The sequence below is a fragment of the Roseomonas sp. TF40 genome, from assembly GCF_057219975.1.
The window spans coordinates 436359-454940 of sequence record NZ_JBXVVR010000002.1; the positions used below are offsets into that span (position 1 = coordinate 436359).

Here is an 18582-nt window from a genome sequence, read left to right on the forward strand (position 1 = left end):
TGACGTGGCGTCAACGCCACCCGTGCTTCATCCGCCCCCGCCACCAGGAAGGGGCCCCTTGACGTGTCGATCACGGTCACCGGCAGCGCCGTGCCGACGATCTACGAGAATGCGCAGGCGGCGGATTGGGTGGGGCGGTTCCGCTTCCCCAGCTCCGTGCTGCAGGTCGAACTGATCGGCCCGCACGCCGCGCTGTTCACGCACAGCTACACCCCGGCGAGCGGCTCGCTCAGCATGCGCGCGGCGCAGCGCCTGGATGCCGAAGAACTGGGCGCGGGCAGCGTGCTGAGTTTCGGCTTCCGCGTGCGCACCGCCACCGGCTGGCAGGACCTCTCGCCCCGCTACAGCGTGACCCTGCTCGGCGTGGATGACACGCCACCCCAGGCGCTGCGCTTCGCCACGGGGGGCGTGGTGCTCGCCACCGACCGTGGGGCCGCGATCGGCGACCTCATCGCCGATGACCCCGACACCGCCGGCCCGCTGGAGTATGCCGTGGCCTGGCCGAGCAGCGCCTGGTTCGAGATGCGCGGCGCCACGCTGTGGCTGCGCGACGGCGTCGACCTGCTGCTGCACGCCGGCACCACGATCTCGGTGATGATCGAGGTCTCGGACGGGCTGAACCTCTCCGCGCATGAGGTCACGGTGAGCGTGCTGGTGCCCGGCCCTCTGCCCAGCGGCAGTCTGCAGGATGGCACCCCTTCTGCCGACACGCTGACCGGCACGGCGGGCGATGATTCCCTCTTCGGCTATGCCGGCCCCGACCTGCTGCTGGGCGAGGCCGGGCAGGATGAGCTGGAGGGCGGCTCGGGCAATGATACCCTGATGGGAGGAGCGGGGCAGGATTTGTTGCGCGGTGATGCGGGTGACGACACGCTCGATGGCGGCGCCGGCAATGATCTGCTGGAGGGCGGGGAGGGCAATGATTCCCTGCTCGGCAACCACAACCGCGACACGCTGCGCGGCGGCGGCGGCGATGATCTGCTGCGCGGCTGGAACGACAACGACCTGCTCGAGGGCGAAGAAGGCCGTGACACGCTGCTGGGCGAGGCCGGGGACGACCTGCTGCGCGGCGGCGCGGGCGATGACAGTCTGCTCGGCGACCTCGGCGCCGATACGCTGGAAGGCGGCGCGGGCGCGGACACGCTCGATGGCGGCGATGGGGTGGACCGCCTGATTGGCGGGCCTGGCGACGATGTCTACCTGCTGCCCACGCCCGACACGCCCTGGATCGAGCTGCCCGATGAGGGCGTGGACGAGCTGGTGATCGGCTGGTCCGCCACCCTGCCCGGCGCGATCGAGCGGCTGCGCCTGCGCCCGGGCAGCGGCGACCACACCCTTACGGGCAGCGCGGGCGCCGACGGCCTGTTCGGCAATGACGGGCGCAACCGCCTGCTCGGCCTCGGTGGCGACGACGTGCTGGAAGGTGGCGGGGGCGCCGATACGCTGCTCGGTGGCGCCGGCCGCGATGCGCTGTTCGGCGATGCCGGCGACGACCGGCTGGAGGGCGACGACGAGGCCGATCTCCTGGCCGGCGGCGCCGGTCAGGATTGGCTGCTGGGCGGCGAGGGCGATGACCGCGCCTTCGGTGCCGAGGGCGCCGATACGCTGGAAGGCGGGGCGGGCCAGGACAGCCTCTCGGGCGGCAGCGAGGGCGATCTCCTGCGCGGCGGCGCGGGACATGACGTGCTGGATGGCGGCGAGGGCGCCGATACGCTCGAGGGCGCCGAGGGTCTGGACCAGCTCCAGGGCGGCGCGGGGGATGACCTGCTGCGCGCCGGCTTCGGCCTCTCCGGCGGCTTCGACCTGCTGCGGGGCGGGGCGGGCGCCGATACGCTCGATGGCCAGGCGGCGGACCGGCGCGGGGCGCGGCTGCATGGCGATGCGGGCGACGATCTCTACCTGGTCGACTCGCGCCAGGACGAGGTGCTGGAGGCGCCGGGCGGGGGCAGCGACACGGTGATCGCCGCGCTGGCCGGCGGCGGCTTCGTGCTGCCTGCCTGGGTGGAGGCGCTGGTGCTGCAGGGCGGCGCGGTCTTCGGGCTCGGCAATGCCCAGGCCAATCGCCTGACCGGCAATGCGCTGGCCAATCTGCTCTTCGGCGGGGAGGGCGCGGATACGCTGGAAGGCGGGCCCGGCAATGACACGCTGGTCGGCGGGCCGGGCGCGGATGTCTTCGTGCTGGGATCGGATGGCAGCACCGATGTGCTGGTCGATTTCAACCCGGCCGAGGACCGCATCCTGGCCCCCGGCGCCGCGGCTGCGGTGGCGGATACGGCCGGCCTGCCCGTGCTGCTGCTGCCGCCCGTGGCGGCCGATGCGCTGCTCGCCGACGCGCTTTCGTTGCTTTAGGGCATCAGACCTTGTGGCTCTCGAGCGTGCTCGGGTGGAACAGCTCCTCCGGCGTCAGCAGCCGCGTGGACAGCCCCTGCGCGTGATGGTGGCGCAGGAAGTAGTCGAAGACGTGCCTGTTGGCGTCGAGCCCATACGAGAAGAAATCCTCGCCCATCAACTGCCGGGCGCGGCGCAGATTCTCCTCGACGAAGGGCAGCGTCACCTTGGTGGCGGAGGTATCGGTCAGCCGCGCCAGGGCGATGGATTTCGAGGCCGAGAAGGCCTTCATCACCGCGACCGGCAGCCAGGGATGCGCGGCCACCAGAGATTTGCGGATGCCCAGCACATGCATCACCGGGAAGATGCGCGTCTTGGCGAACCAGGCGATGGCCTCGGCCGTGGGGTCCTTGAAGAGCCAGCGGATGGCGGGGTCGCCGCGTTCGAAGCAGGAGGGCGCGCGCGGGCCCATCACGCCGTCGAGTTCGCCCGCCGCCAACATGCCGGAGATGGTCGCCCCCTCCGGCGCGTTCTCGATCACCACGCCGGGCGGGAGCGAGACGGCGAGTTTCTCGATGCGGCCAGGGGTCTCGTAGCCGCCGCGCACCCAGGCGATGTCGCGCGCCTCGACGCCGTATTCCTCGGCGAGGATGGCGCGCGCCCAGACATTGGCGGTGAGCTGCCATTCCGGCAGGCCGATGCGCTTGCCGCGCAGATCGGCCGGCTTGTCGATGCCGCGATCGTTGCGCACCACGATGCAGGTGTGGCGGAAGGCGCGTGAGGGAAAGACCGGGATCGCGACATAGGGGCAATCCCCGCGCGCGACGCGCAGGCTGTAGGAGGACAGCGAGAGTTCGCAGATGTCGAAGGCTTCCTGCCGCATCGCGCGGAAGAAGATCTCCTCCGGCTCCAGCAGCATGAAATGCGGATCGACGGCATCGATCTGCACCTCGCCATCGACCAGCGGGCGCATGCGGTCATAGGGACCGATGGCGACGGAGAGGCTGAGCTTCGACATGCTATTCGGCGGCCTGCTGGGCGGGGGCGGCGACGAAGCGCTCACGCTCCAGCTCGGTGGTGCCGAGCGTGCGCCAATCCGTGGTCTTGGGCACCACGCCTTCGAAGCTCGCGATGTCCTTCAGCGGCACGCGGGGTTCGGTGGTGCCGAGGGCAGCGCCACCTTCGGCCAGGTGGCGCGCCGCCTCGATCATCAGCCGGCGCCACTGCACGATGGCGACGTCGCTGGCGCCGAGCCGCTCGCTGGTGCGGTCCGCGATCGGGCCCATGCTCTCCCACATCGCCATGTCCTGCGCGGGAATGCCCTTGATGCCCGTGAAATTGCCGAGCTTCATCAGCGTGCGGTCCTGCAGGTAGTCATTGTCCCGCACGCGCTTCTTCTGCCAGTTCGCATCGACATCGATGCCCGGCTGAAGTGCCAGGAACTTCCGCCAATCCTCCGGCGAGGGCACTTCCTCTCCCTCGCCCCAGGCGAGGAAGTAGAACCAGGAATGGTGGTCGTCGATCGGCACCGTCACCTGGGCCACGTTGTAGCTGGCATTGGGCGGGATCAGGGAGGTGACAGGGGCGACGAAGGTGGTGATGCGGATGTAGTCATGCGTGGCCGCCTGGGTGATCGGCCGGCGGATGGCGGCGTAGCGGAAGCCGTAGGAGGTCAGCTGCACCTGCAGCCGCGGCGCCTTGTCCGTGGAGGGGCGCGTCCAGTTCTTCGCATTCGCCCCGGCGCGGCCGACGCGCGCCGGCACCATGTCCGAGGAATGCAGGCTCGAGGAATGCGCGCTGTCGATCTGCCCCTCGACGATCTGCGCCCAGTTGCAGGGCACCATGGTCTTGCCGATGGCGACCTTGGTGGAGGGGGTGGGGGCAAAGGGCGGCGGCTCGAATTCGGGCATGCTCGCGCGGTCGCCGAGCCAGGCCCAGACGAAGCCGCCGGCCTCGGCGGTGGGGTAGGCCGGGTGCTTGAACTTCGCCGCCGCACAGGCCTCCGGCGGTTCGGAGGGCATCTCCAGCACCGTGCCTTCGGCATCCACCTTCCAGCCATGATAGAGGCAGCGCAGCCCGCCTTCCTCGTTGCGGCCATAGACGAGGGATGCCTTGCGGTGCGGGCAGAACTCGCCGACCAGGCCGACGCGCCCCTCGCCGTCGCGATAGGCGACCAGCTTCTCGCCCAGGATCTGCACGCGGATCGGCTTGCCCTCCGGCTCCTCGATCTCCTCGGAAAGGCAGACCGGCAGCCAATGGGCGCGCATGAGCTTGCCCATGGGGGCATCGCCCTCGACACGGCAGAGCAGCTCGTTTTCCGCATGGGTGAGCATGAGGTGTCCCCCCGGGGCTGGTGAAAATTGCTTAGTATCCTAAGATATGCGTCCAAGCCGGGCCGCTGTCCAGGCCAGGGTGTCGAGGCCAGGGTATCGAGGGATAAGGCGCGGTGAGCGAACAGGCCGACTTCACGAAGCTGCGCGTGCTGGCGAAGGAAGCGATCGCCGACTCCATCTTCCGCTTCGACCTCGCGCATCCCGAAGGCGCGGAATTGCCGTGCTTCACCGCCGGCGCGCATCTGCGCGTGCTTGTGCCGAACGGGCTGGAGCGGCGCTATTCCCTGTGTTCGGACCCCGGCGAGACCAGCCTCTATTCCATCGCGGTGAAGCGCGAAGCGGCAGGCGGCGGTGGCTCGGCCTCGCTCTGCGACGCGGTGCAGGCGGGCGACCTGCTGCCCTGCGCCGCGCCGCGCAACGATTTCCCCCTGGTGGGCCGCCCGGCGGGGCATGTCTTCATCGCGGGCGGCATCGGCATCACGCCCATCATGTCCATGATCCGGCAGCTGGAGAGCACGGGCGGGCCGCCCTGGAAGCTCTACTACCTCACGCGCTCGCCCGCGCAGACCGCCTTCCTCGCCGAGTTGCAGGCGCGGCGCGGCAAGGTGGTGATCCATCATGATGGCGGCGATCCGGACCAGGCCTATGATCTCTGGCCCGTGCTGGAACAGGCGAAGGGCCGCCACCTGCATTGCTGCGGCCCGCGCGGGCTGATGCAGGCGGTGCGCGACATGACCGGCCATTGGCCCGCCTCCGCCGTGCATTTCGAGGATTTCTCCGCCGGCGCCGGCCAGCGCAAGGCCGAGGACACGCCGTTCCGCGTGAAGCTCGCGCGCTCCGGGACGGTGCTCGAGGTGCCGGCGGGGGTGAGCATCCTCGAGGTGCTGTCGAAGGCCGGCCACGCCGTGCCCTTCTCCTGCGAAAGTGGGACCTGCGGCACCTGCCGCACCGGGCTGCTCGCCGGCGCGGCGGAGCATCGCGATCTCGTGCTGATGCCGCATGAGGTGGCGTCGCAGATCATGGTCTGCGTCTCCCGCGCCGCCCCGGGCGTCGAGGAACTGGTGCTGGACCTGTGACGCGGCGCTTGCGGCTTGGCGTGGCCGGGCTCGGCCGCGCCTTCATGCTGATGCTGCCCACGCTGGCGCATCATGCGCGCGTGCGGCTGGTGGCGGCCTGCGACCCGAGGCCCGAAGCGCGCGCACGCTTCGTCGAGGATTTCCAAGGCCACGCCTACGAAGATTTCAACGCCCTCTGCGCCGATCCGGAAGTGGAGGCGATCTACCTCGCCACACCGCACCAGTTCCATGCCGCTCAGGTGATCGCCGCCTGCGCGGCGGGCAAGCATGTGCTGGTCGAGAAGCCGATGGCCGTCACGCTGGCGGAAGCCGCGGCGATGGTCGAGGCCGCGACCGGCGCCGGCGTGCATCTGCTGATCGGCCATAGCCATGCGCATGACGGGCCGATCCTGCATGCGCGCCGCCTGATCGCGGGCGGTGCCTACGGCCCGGTGCGCATGATCACCGCGCTGATGGCGACCGATTTCCTCTACCGCCCGCGAAGGCCCGAAGAGCTGCGCACCGCGGAGGGCGGCGGCGTGGTGTTCAGCCAGGGCGCGCATCAGCTCGACATCATCCGGCTTCTCGGTGGCGGGATGCTGCGTTCCATCCGCGCCACGACGGGCGTCTGGGACACGACGCGGCCGACCGAGGGGGCCTACAACGCGTTGCTGACCTTCGAGAATGGGTGCAGCGCGACCATCACCTATAGCGGCCATGGCCACTTCGACAGCGACGAGTTGCTTGGCTGGATCAGCGAGACCGGCACGCGCAAGGACTCGTCCCGATACGGCGCCGCGCGCGCCGCGCTGGCGACGACGGCGGACGAAGTCGCGCTCAAACGCGCGAGAACCTATGGCGCGCCGGGCACGCCGCCCGGCCTGCCGCCGGCCGGCCCGCCGGAATTCCACAACCAGTTCGGCCTGATCCTGGCGCAATGCGAACGCGCCGATCTGCGCCCCGATGCCGCGGGTGTCACGATCTACGCCGATACCGAGCGCCGCTTCGAAGCGACACCGCTGCCCGCCGTGCCACGCGGCGAGGTGCTGGATGAACTCGCCGCCGCCGTGCTGGATGGCGTCGCGCCGCTGCATGACGGCGCCTGGGGCATGGCGACGCTGGAGGCGGTGCTCGCCCTCTTGCAATCGGCGCGCGAAGGCCGCGAGATCATGCTCAAGCATCAGGTCGCCGCGCGCGATCCGTAATCCGGGGGATACATGGCCACGCTTCGCATCGAACCGGCGCAGGACAGCGCCACCGGCCGCTGGTTTCTCGAGATCTACATGCCGGCCGAAGGGCCGACGCCCTTCGTCACCACCGCCCCGCGCTACGCTTCCGCCGCCGCGGCCGAGCAGGATTTCATCGCCACCATCGCCGCCGTCGCGAACCGCGCGCGATGAAGGACATCGAGGCACCGATCCCCTCGCCCGAGGGTGGCGTCTGGGGCAGCGACGTGCTGGCGGCGATGCTGCGCGCGCTCGGCTATCGTCATGTCACGCTCAATCCCGGGGCGAGTTTCCGCGGGCTGCATGACAGCCTGGTGAACCATCTCGGCAATCGCGACCCGCAGATGCTGCTCTGCCTGCATGAGGGCAACGCGGTCTCCATCGCGCATGGCTATGCGAAGGTGACGGGCGAGCCGATGGCGGTGATCCTGCACAGCAATGTCGGCCTGATGAACGGCACGATGGGCCTGTTCAACGCCTGGTGCGACCGCGTGCCGATGCTGGTGATGGGCGCCACCGGCCCGGTGGATGCGTATGCGCGCCGTCCCTGGATCGATTGGCTGCACACCATGGCGGACCAATCCGCGCTGGTGCGTCCCTTCCTGAAATGGGACAACCAGCCCGCCAGCATTCCGGCCGCGATCGAGGCGCTGCTGCGCGCCAACCAGATTTCCCGAGCTGCACCCTCCGGTCCCGTCTATGTGAATTTCGACGCGGCGCTGCAGGAATCGCGGCTCGAGGCGATGCCCGCCTTGCCCGAAGTTGCACGCTATGCGCCGCCCGCGCCCGTCGCGCCGAACGCGGCCGCGCTGGCCGAGGCGGTGACGCTGCTGCGCGGTGCGGCCACGCCGCTGATCCTCTCGGGCCGTGTCAGCCGCAGCCTGTCCGATTGGGCGCGGCGCGTCGCGCTGGCTGAGCATCTGGGCGCGCGCGTCCACAGCGATTTCCGCGCGGGCGCGAGCTTCCCCACCGACCACGCGCTGCATGTCGGCGCGCCCTCGACCTTCCTTGACGCCGCGGCGGCGCAGGCGATCCGCGAGGCGGATGTGATCCTGTCCCTCGACTGGATCGACCTCGCCGGCACGCTGCGCCAGGCGGGTGCGGTCAGCGCGCGCATCATCAGCGCCTCGATGGACCAGCAATTGCACAACGGCTTCGGCATGGAGCATTTCGGCCTGCCGCCGGTGGATGTGCCGCTTGCCTGCGCGCCGGCCGAGGCGGTGGCGGCGATCGCCGATGCGCTCGGCGTCGGCCCCGGCATCCCGCCCGCCGCCCTGCCCGCGCGCGCCGCCGTCGCCCCCGTTCCGCCCGAGACGCCGCTCGATGTGACGACGCTGGCCGCCGCGATGGGCGAGGCGCTGGCCGACACGCCTGTTTGCCTCGTGCGCGTGCCGCTCGGCTGGCGCGGCGAGTGCTGGCATTTCCGCCATTCGCTCGACTATCTCGGCGGCGATGGCGGGGCGGGCATCGGCGCCGGGCCGGGCATGCTGATCGGCGCGGCCCTTGCACTGCAGGGCAGCGGGCGCATTCCCATGGCGGTGCTCGGCGATGGCGACACGATGATGGCGATCAACGCCTTCTGGACCGCGGCGCATTACCGCATCCCGCTGCTCGCCGTGATCAGCAACAACCGCAGCTTCTACAATGACGAGGTGCACCAGGAGCGCGTGGCGAAGCAGCGCAACCGCCCGGTCGAGAACAAGTGGATCGGCCAGCGCATCGCCGATCCCGACATCGACCTCGCGGCCATGGCGCGCGCGCAGGGGCTCGCCGGCATCGGCCCCGTGCACAGCGCGGGCGAGCTGGTGGCGGCGCTGCGCGAGGGCGTGGCGCTGGTGCAGGGCGGCGCCAGCGTGCTGATCGATGCGCGGGTCGCACCGGGCTACAATCCGGCCATGATGGCAGGGCTGACACGGCATCCGTAACGACGGAGCCATTCGGGAGGAAGAAGACATGCAACGACGCACGCTGATCGCGGCCACAGGCGCGGCGCTTTTCGCCGGCACCGCGCAGGCGCAGGGCTTTCCGGCGCAGCCCTTGAAGATCATCGTTCCCTTCACGCCCGGCGGCAGCAACGACGTGCTCGGCCGGCTGGTGGCGGAGCGCCTCGGCGCGCAGTGGCAGAAGCCCTTCGTCACCGAGAACAGGCCCGGCGCGGCGGGCAATATCGGCGCCGAAATGGTCGCCCGCGCCGCACCCGATGGCCACACCTGGCTGCTCGCGCCGAACCAGATCTTCTGCACCAACCCGCATCTGACCCGCAGCAATTTCGACGCGCTGCGCGACCTGGCCATCGCCGCGCGCATCGCCCGCGTGCAGACGCTGCTGGTCGTGCATCCCGATCTGCCGGTGCGCACGGCGCGTGACCTCGTGACCCTCGCGCAGCAGCGGCCGGGCGCCTTCTCCTACCCCTCCTCGGGCATCGGCAGCTTCCAGCATCTCGGCGTCGCCGGGCTGGTCGGCGAGAACATGGTGCATGTGCCCTATACCGGCGCCGGCGCGCTGCTGCCGGACCTGCTGGCGGGCCGCACCCATGCCTTCTGCGGCGCGCTGAACAGCCTGCTGCCGCATGTGCGCGCCGGCACGCTGCGCGCCGTGGCCGCCATGACACCAGCGCGCGCCACGCTGCTGCCGGAGGTGCCGAGCATCGTCGAGGCCGGCTTCCCCGAGGCGGTGACGGAGATCTGGGCAAGCGTCGCCCTGCCCGCCGCCACGCCGCGGCCGATCATCGCGCAGGTGCACGCCGCCCTCGCCGCGCTCTTCGCGGAGCCGGAGGTGGTGGCGCGGCTCAACACCCAGGGGATCGAGGCGGCGATGCTCGGGCCGGATGAGATCACCACCCTCGCGCGGCGCGAATTCGCCGCCACGGGTGCGCTGCTGCAACGCCTTGGCCTGCGCGCCGGCTGATGCCCGCGCGCCTCGTCTATTTCGAGTCCTGGGTCGATCCCGTCGCCGAGCGGATGCTCGGCGCGGCGCCCGACATCGCCCTGCAGCGGCTCCGTTTCACCGATCCGCGCGCCGATCTCGACGCCGCGATGGCAGCCGCACAGGGCTACCAGGCGCTGCCGCGCACCGAGTTGCAGCCGCCCTGGCTCTGCGATGCGGCGTTGATCGCACGCGCGCCGAACCTGCTCGCGGCCTGTTCCACCGGCGCGGGCTTCGACGTGATCGATGTCGCGGCCTGCACCGCGGCGGGCATCATCGTCTGCCACCAATCCGGCACCAACAAGGAAGCGGTGGCCGAGCATGCGCTGGGCCTGATGCTGGCGCTGTCGAAGAAGATGATGCCGGCGGATCGCGCCCTGCGCCGCAGCGCGGGGCTCGACCGCTACGCCATGACGGGCAACGACATCCTCGGCAAGACGGTCGGGCTCATCGGCATCGGCGCCATCGGCACGCGCGTGGCGGCGCTGTGCCGCGGCCTGTTCCGCATGGAGGTGCTGGCCTGCGACCCGCATCTCGACGCCGCCACCATCGCCGCGCGCGGCGCGCGCAAGGTGGAGATGGAGGAACTGCTCGCGCGCGCCGATTTCGTCTCGGTGCATTGCCCGCGCGACGCCACGACGCTCGGGTTGATCGGCGCGGCGGAATTCGCGCGCATGAAGCCCGGCGCCTTCTTCATCCAGACCGCGCGCGGCGGCATCCATGACGAAGCCGCGCTCGCCGCCGCGCTGGCCGAGGGCCGCATCGCCGGCGCGGGCGTGGATGTCTTCCTCAAGGAACCGCCGCCGCCGGATCATCCCCTGCTCGCCTTCGACAACGTCATCGCCACGCCGCATATCGCCGGCATCACGCAGGAGGCGCTGCACGAGATGGCGCGCGCGGCGGCCGAGCAATGGATCGCGATCTTCCGGGGCGAGGTGCCGCCGCGGCTGGTGAATCCCGAGGCCTGGCCTGCCTACAGCGCCCGCTTCGCCCGCGCCTTCAACCGCGCGCCGGATCCGCTTGCGTGAGCGATGAGCAACACCCGCTCGTTCGGTTTGCGGCCGGAGACTCCGGCCGAGGCGCCGAATGGCGCCCGCCGCCTGTGCGGCGAGCCAAGCCCGCGAAGCGGGCGCCCGGTGCTTGAGGGCATGAAAGATCACGAATGTGATGCACTTGTGCTCGGCAGCGGCGCGGCAGGCCTCACCGCCGCGCTCACCGCCGCCGTCGCCGGGCTGCGCGTCACGCTGCTGGAGAAGACCGATCGCCTGGGCGGCACCACCGCCATGTCCGGCGCGGGCACCTGGATTCCGGCGAACCACCACGCCCAGGCCGCCGGCCTCCCGGATTCACCCGAGGAGGCGCTGGCCTATCTGCGGGCCGGCGCGCCGGAAGGCTGGGCCGCGACGGAGGATGCGCTCTGGCAGCGCCTGGTCACCGCGGCACCCGCGATGCTGCGTTTCGTCGAGGCGCATACGCCGCTGCGCTTCGCGCTGACGCCCGAGGCCGATCCGCTGCGTGACCTGCCCGGCGCCAAGCCGCGCGGGCGCATGCTCTCGCCGCTGCCGCTCAGCCGCTGGCGCGCCGGGCGCTTCGCGCGGCGCATCCGCCGCTCCCAGATCCCGGAGCTCTTCACCTATCACGAGGCGGTCACGACCGACCTCTACCACCACCCCTTCCGCACCGCGCTGCGGCTGGCGCCGAAGCTGGTCTGGCGGATCCTGACCAACACGCGCGGCAAGGGCACGGCGCTGGTCACGGGGCTGGTGCGCGGCTGCCTCGATGCCGGGGTGCGGATCGAGATCGAGGCGCGCGCGACGGAATTGCTGCAGGATGAGCAGGGCCGCGTCATCGGCGCGATGGTCACGCAGCGGGGAGCGGTGCGGCGCATCCTCGCCGCGCGCGGCGTGGTGATCGCCACCGGCGGCTTCGAATGGGACGCCGCGCTGCGCGCGCGCCATTTCCCCGGCCCCGTCGACTATCTCGGCTCGCCCGAGAGCAATGAAGGCGACGGGCACCGCATGGCCGAGGCCGCCGGCGCCGCGCTCGACCACATGGACCAGGCGACCCTCACCCCGAGCCTGCCGACACGGCTCGGGGGCAGGCTGCTCGCGCGCCCCGTGCCCTTCCATACCGAGCCCAACGCGATGCTGGTGAACCGGCATGGGGTTCGCTTCGTCAATGAGCTGACCTTCAACATCGGCAGCGCGATGGATACGCGCGACGCGGCCGGGCAGCCGCTGCACCTGCCCTGCTGGGTGATCGCCGACGCAAAGCTGCTGGATCGCCTGCCACCGGCGCGCTGGGCCGCGCGCGCCGATCCCGGCTGGCTGCGCCAGGCAGACAGCATCGCCGGCCTGGCCGCGCTGATCGGCCTCGATCCCGCGACGCTCGCGGCCAGCGTGGCGCGCTTCAACGACCATGCGCGGGCCCAGATCGATGCCGATTTCGGTCGCCCCTCCGCCGCCCAGGCCGCGGCGAGCGGGGACAAGCGACGGCGCGGCGGGCTGGAGGCGATCACGGCGCCGCCCTTCCTGGCGATGCCGTTCAACCGCTCCATCCTCGGGACGAAGGGCGGGCCGCGCACGGATGATGCCGCACGGGTGCTGCGCCCGGATGGCAGCGTCATCGCCGGGCTCTTCGCCGCCGGCGGCTCCTCGGCCAATCCACTGGGCACGCGGGGCGTCGGCGCGGGCACGACCATCGGCCCCTACATGGCCTGGGGGCATGTCGCGGGGCTGAGCCTCGCCCGGCGAAATTGAGACGTTGAGGACAGCGATACCCGTTGCCTTGCGCCCCATTCCGCCGGAGCATCGCCCAGCGGCTCGAGACCGCCCTTCAGGAGAATCCCAGCATGGCCCGCCTCTCTCTTTCCATCGCGACCTTCGCCCTGGCGGCGGTGGCGCCCAGCCTTGTCGCCGCCCAGCAGCCCACGGTGGTCGGCACCACGAGCGAGGCTGTCGCCATCGTGGAATCGGTGGACCAGGCCGCCCGCGCGGCCGTGGTGCGCCTGCCGAATGGCGAGTTCGTCACCGTCCGCCCCGGCCCCGAGGTGCGCAACTTCGCCCAGGTCCGCCCGGGCTCGCAGGTGGTCGTGACCTATACCGAAGCCGTGGCGGTCGAGATCAGCCGCCCGGGCACCGCCCCCGTCGCCGCCGGCGCTGCCGGGGCGCGCGCGCCGGAAGGCGGCCAGCCGGGCGCGGCCGGGGCGCGCGTGGTGCGCGTGCGGGTGAAGATCGATGCCGTCGATCTCGGCTTCAACCGGGTCACCTTCACCACGCCGAGCGGCGAGCAGCGCCGCGTGAATGTGCAGCGCCCGGAAATGCGCCGCTTCATCCGCACGCTGCGCGTGGGCGATGAGGTGGATGTGGCCTTCATCGAGATCGCGACCATCACGGTGCGCCCGCCGCGTTGATGGCAGGCGCCGCTGTTCGCGGCTTGCTGCCATCAACGCTTTTTTGCGCCCTCAATCGCCGGGCGCGCGCATCCGCGCGCTTGGCTCGCCGGACAGCCGGCGGGCCGCATTCGCGGCCTCGGCCGCCCATGGCGGCCGCGACTTGAACTGGGGCGCTCGCCTTCACCCGAAGGCGAGCGCGGGCAACCAGGTGGCGATGCCGGGGAAGAGGCACAGCAGGAACACGCCGAGCAGCAGAGCGATCCAATAGGGCAGCGCCGCCTGCGCGGCCTCACCGAGCTTCACCTCGCCGCCGGTGATGCCGACCAGCACGAAAAGGTTCATCCCCACCGGCGGCGTCAACATGCCGATCTCGATCATCAGCGTGACGATGACGCCGAGCCAGACCGGGTCGAAGCCCACGCCGGTCAGCAGGGGAAAGACCAGCGGCAGCGTCATGATCATCATCGACAGCCCGTCGAAGAAGCACCCCAGCACGAGATAGACCAGCACCACCACCAGCAGCAGCACCCATTTCGACAGGCCCCACTGGGCCACCACCTCCAGCATCTGCTGCGGCAGGCCGAGCAGGCTGATCGCCTGCGCCAGCACCAGCGCGCCGACGAAGACCATGGCGATGACGGCGAAGGTCCGCACCGTGCCGATCAGCGCCTGCCCCACGCCGCGCAGCGTGAGGTCGCCCACCGTGAAGCCCAGGATCGCCGCCGCCGCCACGCCCACGCCCGCCGCTTCCGTCGGCGTGGCGAGGCCGGCGAAGAGGCTGCCGAGCACGGCCAGAATCAGGGCGAGCAATGGCAGCACGGCGGGCAGGCCGCGCAGCGCCTCCGCGATCGCCACGCGCTTTTCCTCCGGCGCGATGGCGGGGTTGCGCAGCGCGGCGAAGACGATCCAGCCCATGAAGATCGCCGCCATCATCAGGCCGGGCAGCACGCCCGCGATGAACAGCCGCCCGATCGAGGTGTCGGTCAGCGCGCCATAGATCAGCAGCGAGAGCGAGGGCGGGATGAGCAGCCCGAGCGTGCCGCCCGCCGCCAGCGTGCCCACGGTCTGCGCGCGGTCATAGCCGCGGGATTTCAGCTCCGGATAGGCGACCGAACCGACTGCCGCGGCGACCGACATCGAACTGCCCGACACCGCGCCGAAAATGGTGCAGACGGCGATGTTGGTGTGCAGCAATCCCCCCGGCAGCCGCCCGAAGAAGGGGGCCATCGCGCGATACACCCCGCGCGCGAGGCCCGAGGCCACCAGCAATTCGCCCAGCAGAATGAACAGCGGAATGGCGGTGAGGGTGAACTCGTTCAGCGTGTTCCACACCGTCTGCACGCCGATGCGCGTCGCCCCGCCCGCGAAGAAATGCAGGATCGCGAAACCGGTGAGCCCGAGCGCGGCGCCGAGCACCGCGCCCGACAGCACGGTCGCCGTCACTATGCCGAGAAGTGCGGTCCAAATCACAGATGCGCGGCCTTCTCTTCAGGCGGCGGCCGCAGCCCGACCCAGGCCGCGATCAGTGCGGTGAAGCCCAGGCAGGCCGGCATCAGCGCCACCCAGGGCCCGAGCGGCAGGCGCGCCTGTTCGCTCATCAGGTTCAGCCGCCAGGTGAATTCCGCCAGCCCATAGCTCTCCCAGGCGAAGACCAGGCAGAAGGCGACCATGATCGCCTGCCCGATCACCCAGGCGATGCGGCGCGCGAGCGGCGGCAGGCGCTCCGTCACCAGGGTCACGCGGATATTCGCATTGCCCGCCATGGCGAAGGGCAGCGCGAGGAAGGCCAGGGCCGAGAGCAGCAGCCCCGACAATTCCTCCGTGAAGCGGAAGGGTGCCGCGATGGCGTAGCGCATCACCACCGCCGCCACCACCAGCCCGAGGATCGCCGCACAGCAGGCCGCCGAGAGCGCGAGCAGCCCGCGCGAAACCAGCAGCAGCGCGCGATCGACCGCCTGCACTCAGTTCGCGCCGAGGGCGGACTGGATGCGCGCGCGCCAGGCCGGGCCCTGCCCGCCGGCCTCGCGCATCAGCGTGTCCCAGGTGGCGAGGGCCGCGGTGCGGATCGCCATCTGCTCGGCCTCGGTCAGCGTGCCGTGGAACGTCACGCCCTGGCCGCGCAGGCGCTCGCGCGCCGCCTCGTCATCCGCGGCATCCTGCGCGAAGCGCGCGCTGCGCGCTTCCATCGCGCTGACGGCGGCGGTCAGATGCGTGCGGTTCTCGGCCGAGAGGGCGCGGAAGCGCGCCTGGTGCGCCATCACCACATAGGGCGTGGGCGGGAAGGCGAAGCCGGTGGAGATGCCGTGCTTCGCCACCTCCTGCAGGCTGACCGTGTGCAGGATGCGCGGCGGATAGAGCGCGCAATCCACCACGCCGGTCTGCATGGCGCTGTAGAGCTCCTGCTGCGGCACGATCTGCGCGGCGACGCCGAGCGCGCGGAAGGTCTCCACCTGCTCGCGCGAGCCGACGCGCAGCTTCACGCGGCGGAGTTCCTCCAGCGAGCGCACCGGGTTGCGGCAGAAGATCGAGGCATCGAGCAGGCCGAGCTGCATGAAGCCCACCGGCTCGATGTTCCAGCGGCGGATGCCCTCGTTCAGGCTCTGCTGCAGCGCGGGCATGACGCGCGTGAGTTCGGCCTCGTTGCGGATCAGGCCGAAGACGAGGATGGAGGACATCGCCGCATCGTCGCGCCCCAGGAAGGGCGACCAGATGAAGCTCATCTCCGGCGTGCCGGTCTGCATCGTGCGCAGCGCATCGGCGTCGCGCAGGTTCATCGCATTGCCCTCGAAGACGTTGAGGGTGAAGCGGCCATTGGTGCGCGTGCGCAGATCGGCGGCAAGCTCGCGCACATGCTGGCTCTCGATGCGCGTCGGCGCGTAGCTGTTGTGGAAGCGCCACTCGACATTCTGGGCCGAGGCGGCGCCGGCGCCGAGCAAGGCGGCGAGGGCACCGAGGAGGATCTTGCGCATGGGGCTTTCTCCGGCAGGGTTGGCAGCACGATAGGCGGGGGTTGCGGCGGTTGACAACGGCCCCGCCGCGCCCTGCCATGCCGCCATGCCAGGACATGTCGATCGCGCGCGCGCCGCGCGCCTGATGCAGCAGGCCGCGCTGGATGCGCTGCTGGTCTGCGCGCCCGAGACCTTCCTGTGGGCCACCGGCGCCCCGGCGGGTGTCGCCGCCGGCTGGCGAAGGCTTGGGGCCGCCATGGCGGTGATCCCGGCCGATCCGGCGCGATCCGTCGGCGCCGTGGCCAGCGATCTCTTCGCGGCGGGCGCCGAGGCGGCAGGCTGCGCGCCGCTGCACCGCCACGCCATCTGGCCCGAAACCGGCGATCTGCGCGCCTTCCTGCCCTCGGATGACAGCGCCGCGGCGCTGGTGGCGCGCGCCACGGCGACCCGCCCGCCCGGCTTCGCACGCCCCGCCACCTTCGACCGCGCGCTGGCGCTGCGCGAGTTGCGCGCACTGCTCGTGGCGCAGGGGTTGGGGGCGGCGCGCATCGGCGTGGAGCTCTCCGCCGTGCCGGCGGCCGACCTGCCGGCGCTGGAGGCCGCGCTCGCCCCGGCCACGCTCCACGATGCCAGCGCGATGATCGAGCGCCTGCGCGCGCATAAATCGGCGGGCGAGATCGCCCTGCTGCGCGAGGCCGGCGCGCTGACCGAAGCGGCACTCGCCGCGCTGATTCCCGAAATCCGCGAAGGGGCAACGCGCGCGGCGCTTGGCCGGCGTTTCCTGGACCTCGTGCAGGCGCAGGCGGGGGGGCGGGCCGGTGTCACGGCCTGGGAGTATGTCGGCTTCGGCACCTCGCCCTGGTCGAGCGCAGGCGGGCTCGCGCGCGGCGATGTGGTGAAGGTGGATGTCGGCGCGGTGGTGGGCGGCTATTCCGCGGACCTCGCGCGCACCTTCACCCTCGGCCCCGCGCCGCGCCAGGCGCGCGAGATCTACGCGGCGCTGCGCGAAGGCTTCGAGGTCGGGCGCGCGCTGTTCAAGCCGGGCGCGCGGCTCAAGGACATCCACGCGGCCTGCATCGGCGCGGTGCACGCGGCGGGTTTCCCGAGCTATGCGCGCGGCCATTTCGGCCATGGCCTCGGCGCCTCCATCTGGTCGGAGGAGTGGCCCTATACCGCCGCCGACAGCGATGTGGTGCTGGAGCCGGGCATGGTGATGGCCTTCGAGATGCCCTGGTATCTCGACGGGCTCGGCGGCTTCATCGTCGAGGACATGCTGCTGATCACGGAAGATGGCGCCGAGACCCTCGCCGGCGCGGGGCTGTCGCGCGAGCTTGTCGAACTCAGCTGATCGCGTCGAGCACCGACAGGTCGAGATAGCGGGTGATGTCGGACAGCGCCTTGCGCGGCTGCGCATGGGCGCTGCGCAGGCGCAGCACGGTGCGCAGACCCTCCGCATCGATGCGCAGGTCGCGGAACAGGCCGCGCGCGGGGTCGAGCAGCGCGGCAGTGGCGCGCGTGGCGACGGGCAGCGGCATGTTGGCGCGCGCGGCCAGGATCGCCGCGGCTTCCTCGCGATGCGCATCGAGCCAGGCGATGCTCGCGCGGAACGCCCGGGCGAAGGCGATGAAGGCCGCGCGCTTTTCCGCCACCGCGCTGCGCCGCACGGCGGCGACGATGCCCTGGTAGGGGCCGATCACGTCGCGCGCCCGCGCGAGCCGGCGGAAGCCCCGCGCCTCGGCCGCGAGGTCGAGCGGCGTGTTCAGCAGCGTGGCGGCCTGCGCGCCTTCGAGCAGCGCGGCGAGGCGCTGCGCGCCACCGCCGACCGCGACCCACTCGACGGTGTCGGCCACTCCGGCGTCACCCAGGATCTCGCGCAGCACGAAGGCGAAGCCGGTGGTCATGGCATCGACCGAGACGGTGCGCCCACGCAGATCCGCGAGCGTGGCAACATCCGCCGACGCCATCACGTTCAGCATGCCGTCATCGACGCCGAACAGGGCGACGAAATCGGCCGGGCCGCCGAGCTCGGCCTCACCCTGGCCTTCATCATAGGCGACGATGTTGTCCACCGAGGTCAGCGCGAGGTCGCAGCGCCCCTCATGCAGGTCGCGCGCCATCGCCTTGGAGTTCGGCGTCAGCGACAGCGCGAGGTCGATGCCCTGCGCCGCGAAGAGGCCCTGCTCCTGCCCGGCCCAGAGCGGCAAATTCGAGGCGCCGGCGAAGGCGACAATGTTCAACCTCACCGGCGCCATGCCAACGGTCACTTGCCGTGACTCCTTGGCATCGTATCGGTGCCCTCAAGCGCCGGGCGCCCGCTCCGCGGGCTTGGCTCGCCGCATGAGCGGCGGGCGCCCTTCGGCGCCTCGGATCGCT

16 protein-coding genes are annotated in these 18582 nt (G+C 71.3%); 10 read left to right on the forward strand and 6 right to left on the reverse strand.

Features of this window, described 5'->3' with window-relative positions:
• Nucleotides 1–63: 63 nt before the first annotated feature.
• Complete coding sequence (locus tag AC2D9U_RS08090) at nt 64–2349, forward strand: calcium-binding protein (protein WP_484747963.1); 2286 nt, start codon at nt 64–66, stop codon at nt 2347–2349.
• A 4-nt stretch (nt 2350–2353) separates the two neighbouring features.
• Here the strand turns inward: AC2D9U_RS08090 and AC2D9U_RS08095 are convergent, their stop codons facing one another.
• Both AC2D9U_RS08095 and AC2D9U_RS08100 read right to left on the reverse strand, forming a co-directional pair.
• A complete protein-coding gene (locus tag AC2D9U_RS08095; protein WP_484747964.1) occupies nt 2354–3346 on the reverse strand; it encodes a PhnD/SsuA/transferrin family substrate-binding protein in 993 nt (330 codons plus the stop codon).
• Between the two features lies 1 nt (nt 3347).
• A complete protein-coding gene (locus tag AC2D9U_RS08100; protein ID WP_484747965.1) occupies nt 3348–4661 on the reverse strand; it encodes a Rieske 2Fe-2S domain-containing protein in 1314 nt (437 codons plus the stop codon).
• A gap of 113 nt (nt 4662–4774) precedes the next feature.
• Here AC2D9U_RS08100 and AC2D9U_RS08105 point away from each other — a divergent pair, with 113 nt between their 5' ends.
• The 8 genes from AC2D9U_RS08105 (at nt 4775) to AC2D9U_RS08140 (ending at nt 13279) form a co-directional block, all read left to right on the forward strand.
• Nucleotides 4775–5737: a PDR/VanB family oxidoreductase gene (locus AC2D9U_RS08105; RefSeq protein ID WP_484747966.1), complete on the forward strand. Its 963-nt coding sequence runs from the start codon at nt 4775–4777 to the stop codon at nt 5735–5737.
• The gene (locus AC2D9U_RS08110) at nt 5734–6921 is read left to right on the forward strand and encodes a Gfo/Idh/MocA family protein (RefSeq protein ID WP_484747967.1); all 1188 of its coding nucleotides are present in this window, start codon (nt 5734–5736) and stop codon (nt 6919–6921) included. Before AC2D9U_RS08105 ends, AC2D9U_RS08110 begins: the two co-directional genes overlap by 4 nt.
• Before the next feature lie 12 nt (nt 6922–6933).
• A complete protein-coding gene (locus AC2D9U_RS08115; RefSeq protein ID WP_484747968.1) occupies nt 6934–7116 on the forward strand; it encodes a hypothetical protein in 183 nt (60 codons plus the stop codon).
• Nucleotides 7113–8867 (forward strand): thiamine pyrophosphate-binding protein, encoded by a 1755-nt coding sequence (locus tag AC2D9U_RS08120; RefSeq protein ID WP_484747969.1) that lies wholly within the window; start codon nt 7113–7115, stop codon nt 8865–8867. Before AC2D9U_RS08115 ends, AC2D9U_RS08120 begins: the two co-directional genes overlap by 4 nt.
• 28 nt (nt 8868–8895) lie before the next feature.
• Complete coding sequence (locus AC2D9U_RS08125) at nt 8896–9849, forward strand: Bug family tripartite tricarboxylate transporter substrate binding protein (RefSeq protein WP_484747970.1); 954 nt, start codon at nt 8896–8898, stop codon at nt 9847–9849.
• Complete coding sequence (locus AC2D9U_RS08130) at nt 9849–10895, forward strand: hydroxyacid dehydrogenase (protein WP_484747971.1); 1047 nt, start codon at nt 9849–9851, stop codon at nt 10893–10895. Before AC2D9U_RS08125 ends, AC2D9U_RS08130 begins: the two co-directional genes overlap by 1 nt.
• A 120-nt stretch (nt 10896–11015) precedes the next feature.
• Nucleotides 11016–12626 (forward strand): FAD-dependent oxidoreductase, encoded by a 1611-nt coding sequence (locus AC2D9U_RS08135; protein ID WP_484747972.1) that lies wholly within the window; start codon nt 11016–11018, stop codon nt 12624–12626.
• Between the two features lie 92 nt (nt 12627–12718).
• The gene (locus tag AC2D9U_RS08140; protein WP_484747973.1) at nt 12719–13279 is read left to right on the forward strand and encodes a hypothetical protein; all 561 of its coding nucleotides are present in this window, start codon (nt 12719–12721) and stop codon (nt 13277–13279) included.
• A gap of 162 nt (nt 13280–13441) precedes the next feature.
• Here the strand turns inward: AC2D9U_RS08140 and AC2D9U_RS08145 are convergent, their stop codons facing one another.
• From AC2D9U_RS08145 to AC2D9U_RS08155, 3 genes are read right to left on the reverse strand one after another with little or no spacing between them, the layout of a single operon-like run.
• Nucleotides 13442–14704: a TRAP transporter large permease gene (locus tag AC2D9U_RS08145; protein WP_484747974.1), complete on the reverse strand. Its 1263-nt coding sequence runs from the start codon at nt 14702–14704 to the stop codon at nt 13442–13444.
• A 23-nt stretch (nt 14705–14727) separates the two neighbouring features.
• Nucleotides 14728–15222, reverse strand: coding sequence for a TRAP transporter small permease (locus tag AC2D9U_RS08150; RefSeq protein ID WP_484747975.1), 495 nt, complete (start codon nt 15220–15222; stop codon nt 14728–14730).
• Nucleotides 15223–16230: a TRAP transporter substrate-binding protein gene (locus tag AC2D9U_RS08155; RefSeq protein WP_484747976.1), complete on the reverse strand. Its 1008-nt coding sequence runs from the start codon at nt 16228–16230 to the stop codon at nt 15223–15225. It lies immediately after the preceding gene.
• An 85-nt stretch (nt 16231–16315) separates the two neighbouring features.
• Between AC2D9U_RS08155 and AC2D9U_RS08160 the strand changes: the two genes are divergently transcribed.
• Nucleotides 16316–17557 carry a M24 family metallopeptidase gene (locus tag AC2D9U_RS08160; RefSeq protein WP_484747977.1) on the forward strand — a complete coding sequence of 414 codons (1242 nt, stop codon included), beginning with the start codon at nt 16316–16318 and terminating at the stop codon, nt 17555–17557.
• Here the strand turns inward: AC2D9U_RS08160 and AC2D9U_RS08165 are convergent.
• On the reverse strand, nt 17550–18473 hold the full coding sequence (locus tag AC2D9U_RS08165) for an ABC transporter substrate-binding protein (protein ID WP_484747978.1): 924 nt from the start codon (nt 18471–18473) through the stop codon (nt 17550–17552). The two genes, AC2D9U_RS08160 and AC2D9U_RS08165, sit on opposite strands and share 8 nt — an antisense overlap.
• Nucleotides 18474–18582 lie beyond the last annotated feature (109 nt).

What these genes read in the sequence shown, in the direction of transcription:
- AC2D9U_RS08115 (WP_484747968.1), top strand. Translation starts at nt 6,934, where the DNA reads ATGGCCACGCTTCGCATCGAACCGGCGCAGGACAGCGCCACCGGCCGC.
- AC2D9U_RS08100 (WP_484747965.1), bottom strand. Translation starts at nt 4,661, where the DNA reads ATGCTCACCCATGCGGAAAACGAGCTGCTCTGCCGTGTCGAGGGCGAT.
- AC2D9U_RS08125 (WP_484747970.1), top strand. Translation starts at nt 8,896, where the DNA reads ATGCAACGACGCACGCTGATCGCGGCCACAGGCGCGGCGCTTTTCGCC.
- AC2D9U_RS08095 (WP_484747964.1), bottom strand. Translation starts at nt 3,346, where the DNA reads ATGTCGAAGCTCAGCCTCTCCGTCGCCATCGGTCCCTATGACCGCATG.
- AC2D9U_RS08155 (WP_484747976.1), bottom strand. Translation starts at nt 16,230, where the DNA reads ATGCGCAAGATCCTCCTCGGTGCCCTCGCCGCCTTGCTCGGCGCCGGC.
- AC2D9U_RS08120 (WP_484747969.1), top strand. Translation starts at nt 7,113, where the DNA reads ATGAAGGACATCGAGGCACCGATCCCCTCGCCCGAGGGTGGCGTCTGG.
- AC2D9U_RS08140 (WP_484747973.1), top strand. Translation starts at nt 12,719, where the DNA reads ATGGCCCGCCTCTCTCTTTCCATCGCGACCTTCGCCCTGGCGGCGGTG.
- AC2D9U_RS08130 (WP_484747971.1), top strand. Translation starts at nt 9,849, where the DNA reads ATGCCCGCGCGCCTCGTCTATTTCGAGTCCTGGGTCGATCCCGTCGCC.
- AC2D9U_RS08135 (WP_484747972.1), top strand. Translation starts at nt 11,016, where the DNA reads ATGAAAGATCACGAATGTGATGCACTTGTGCTCGGCAGCGGCGCGGCA.
- AC2D9U_RS08160 (WP_484747977.1), top strand. Translation starts at nt 16,316, where the DNA reads ATGCCAGGACATGTCGATCGCGCGCGCGCCGCGCGCCTGATGCAGCAG.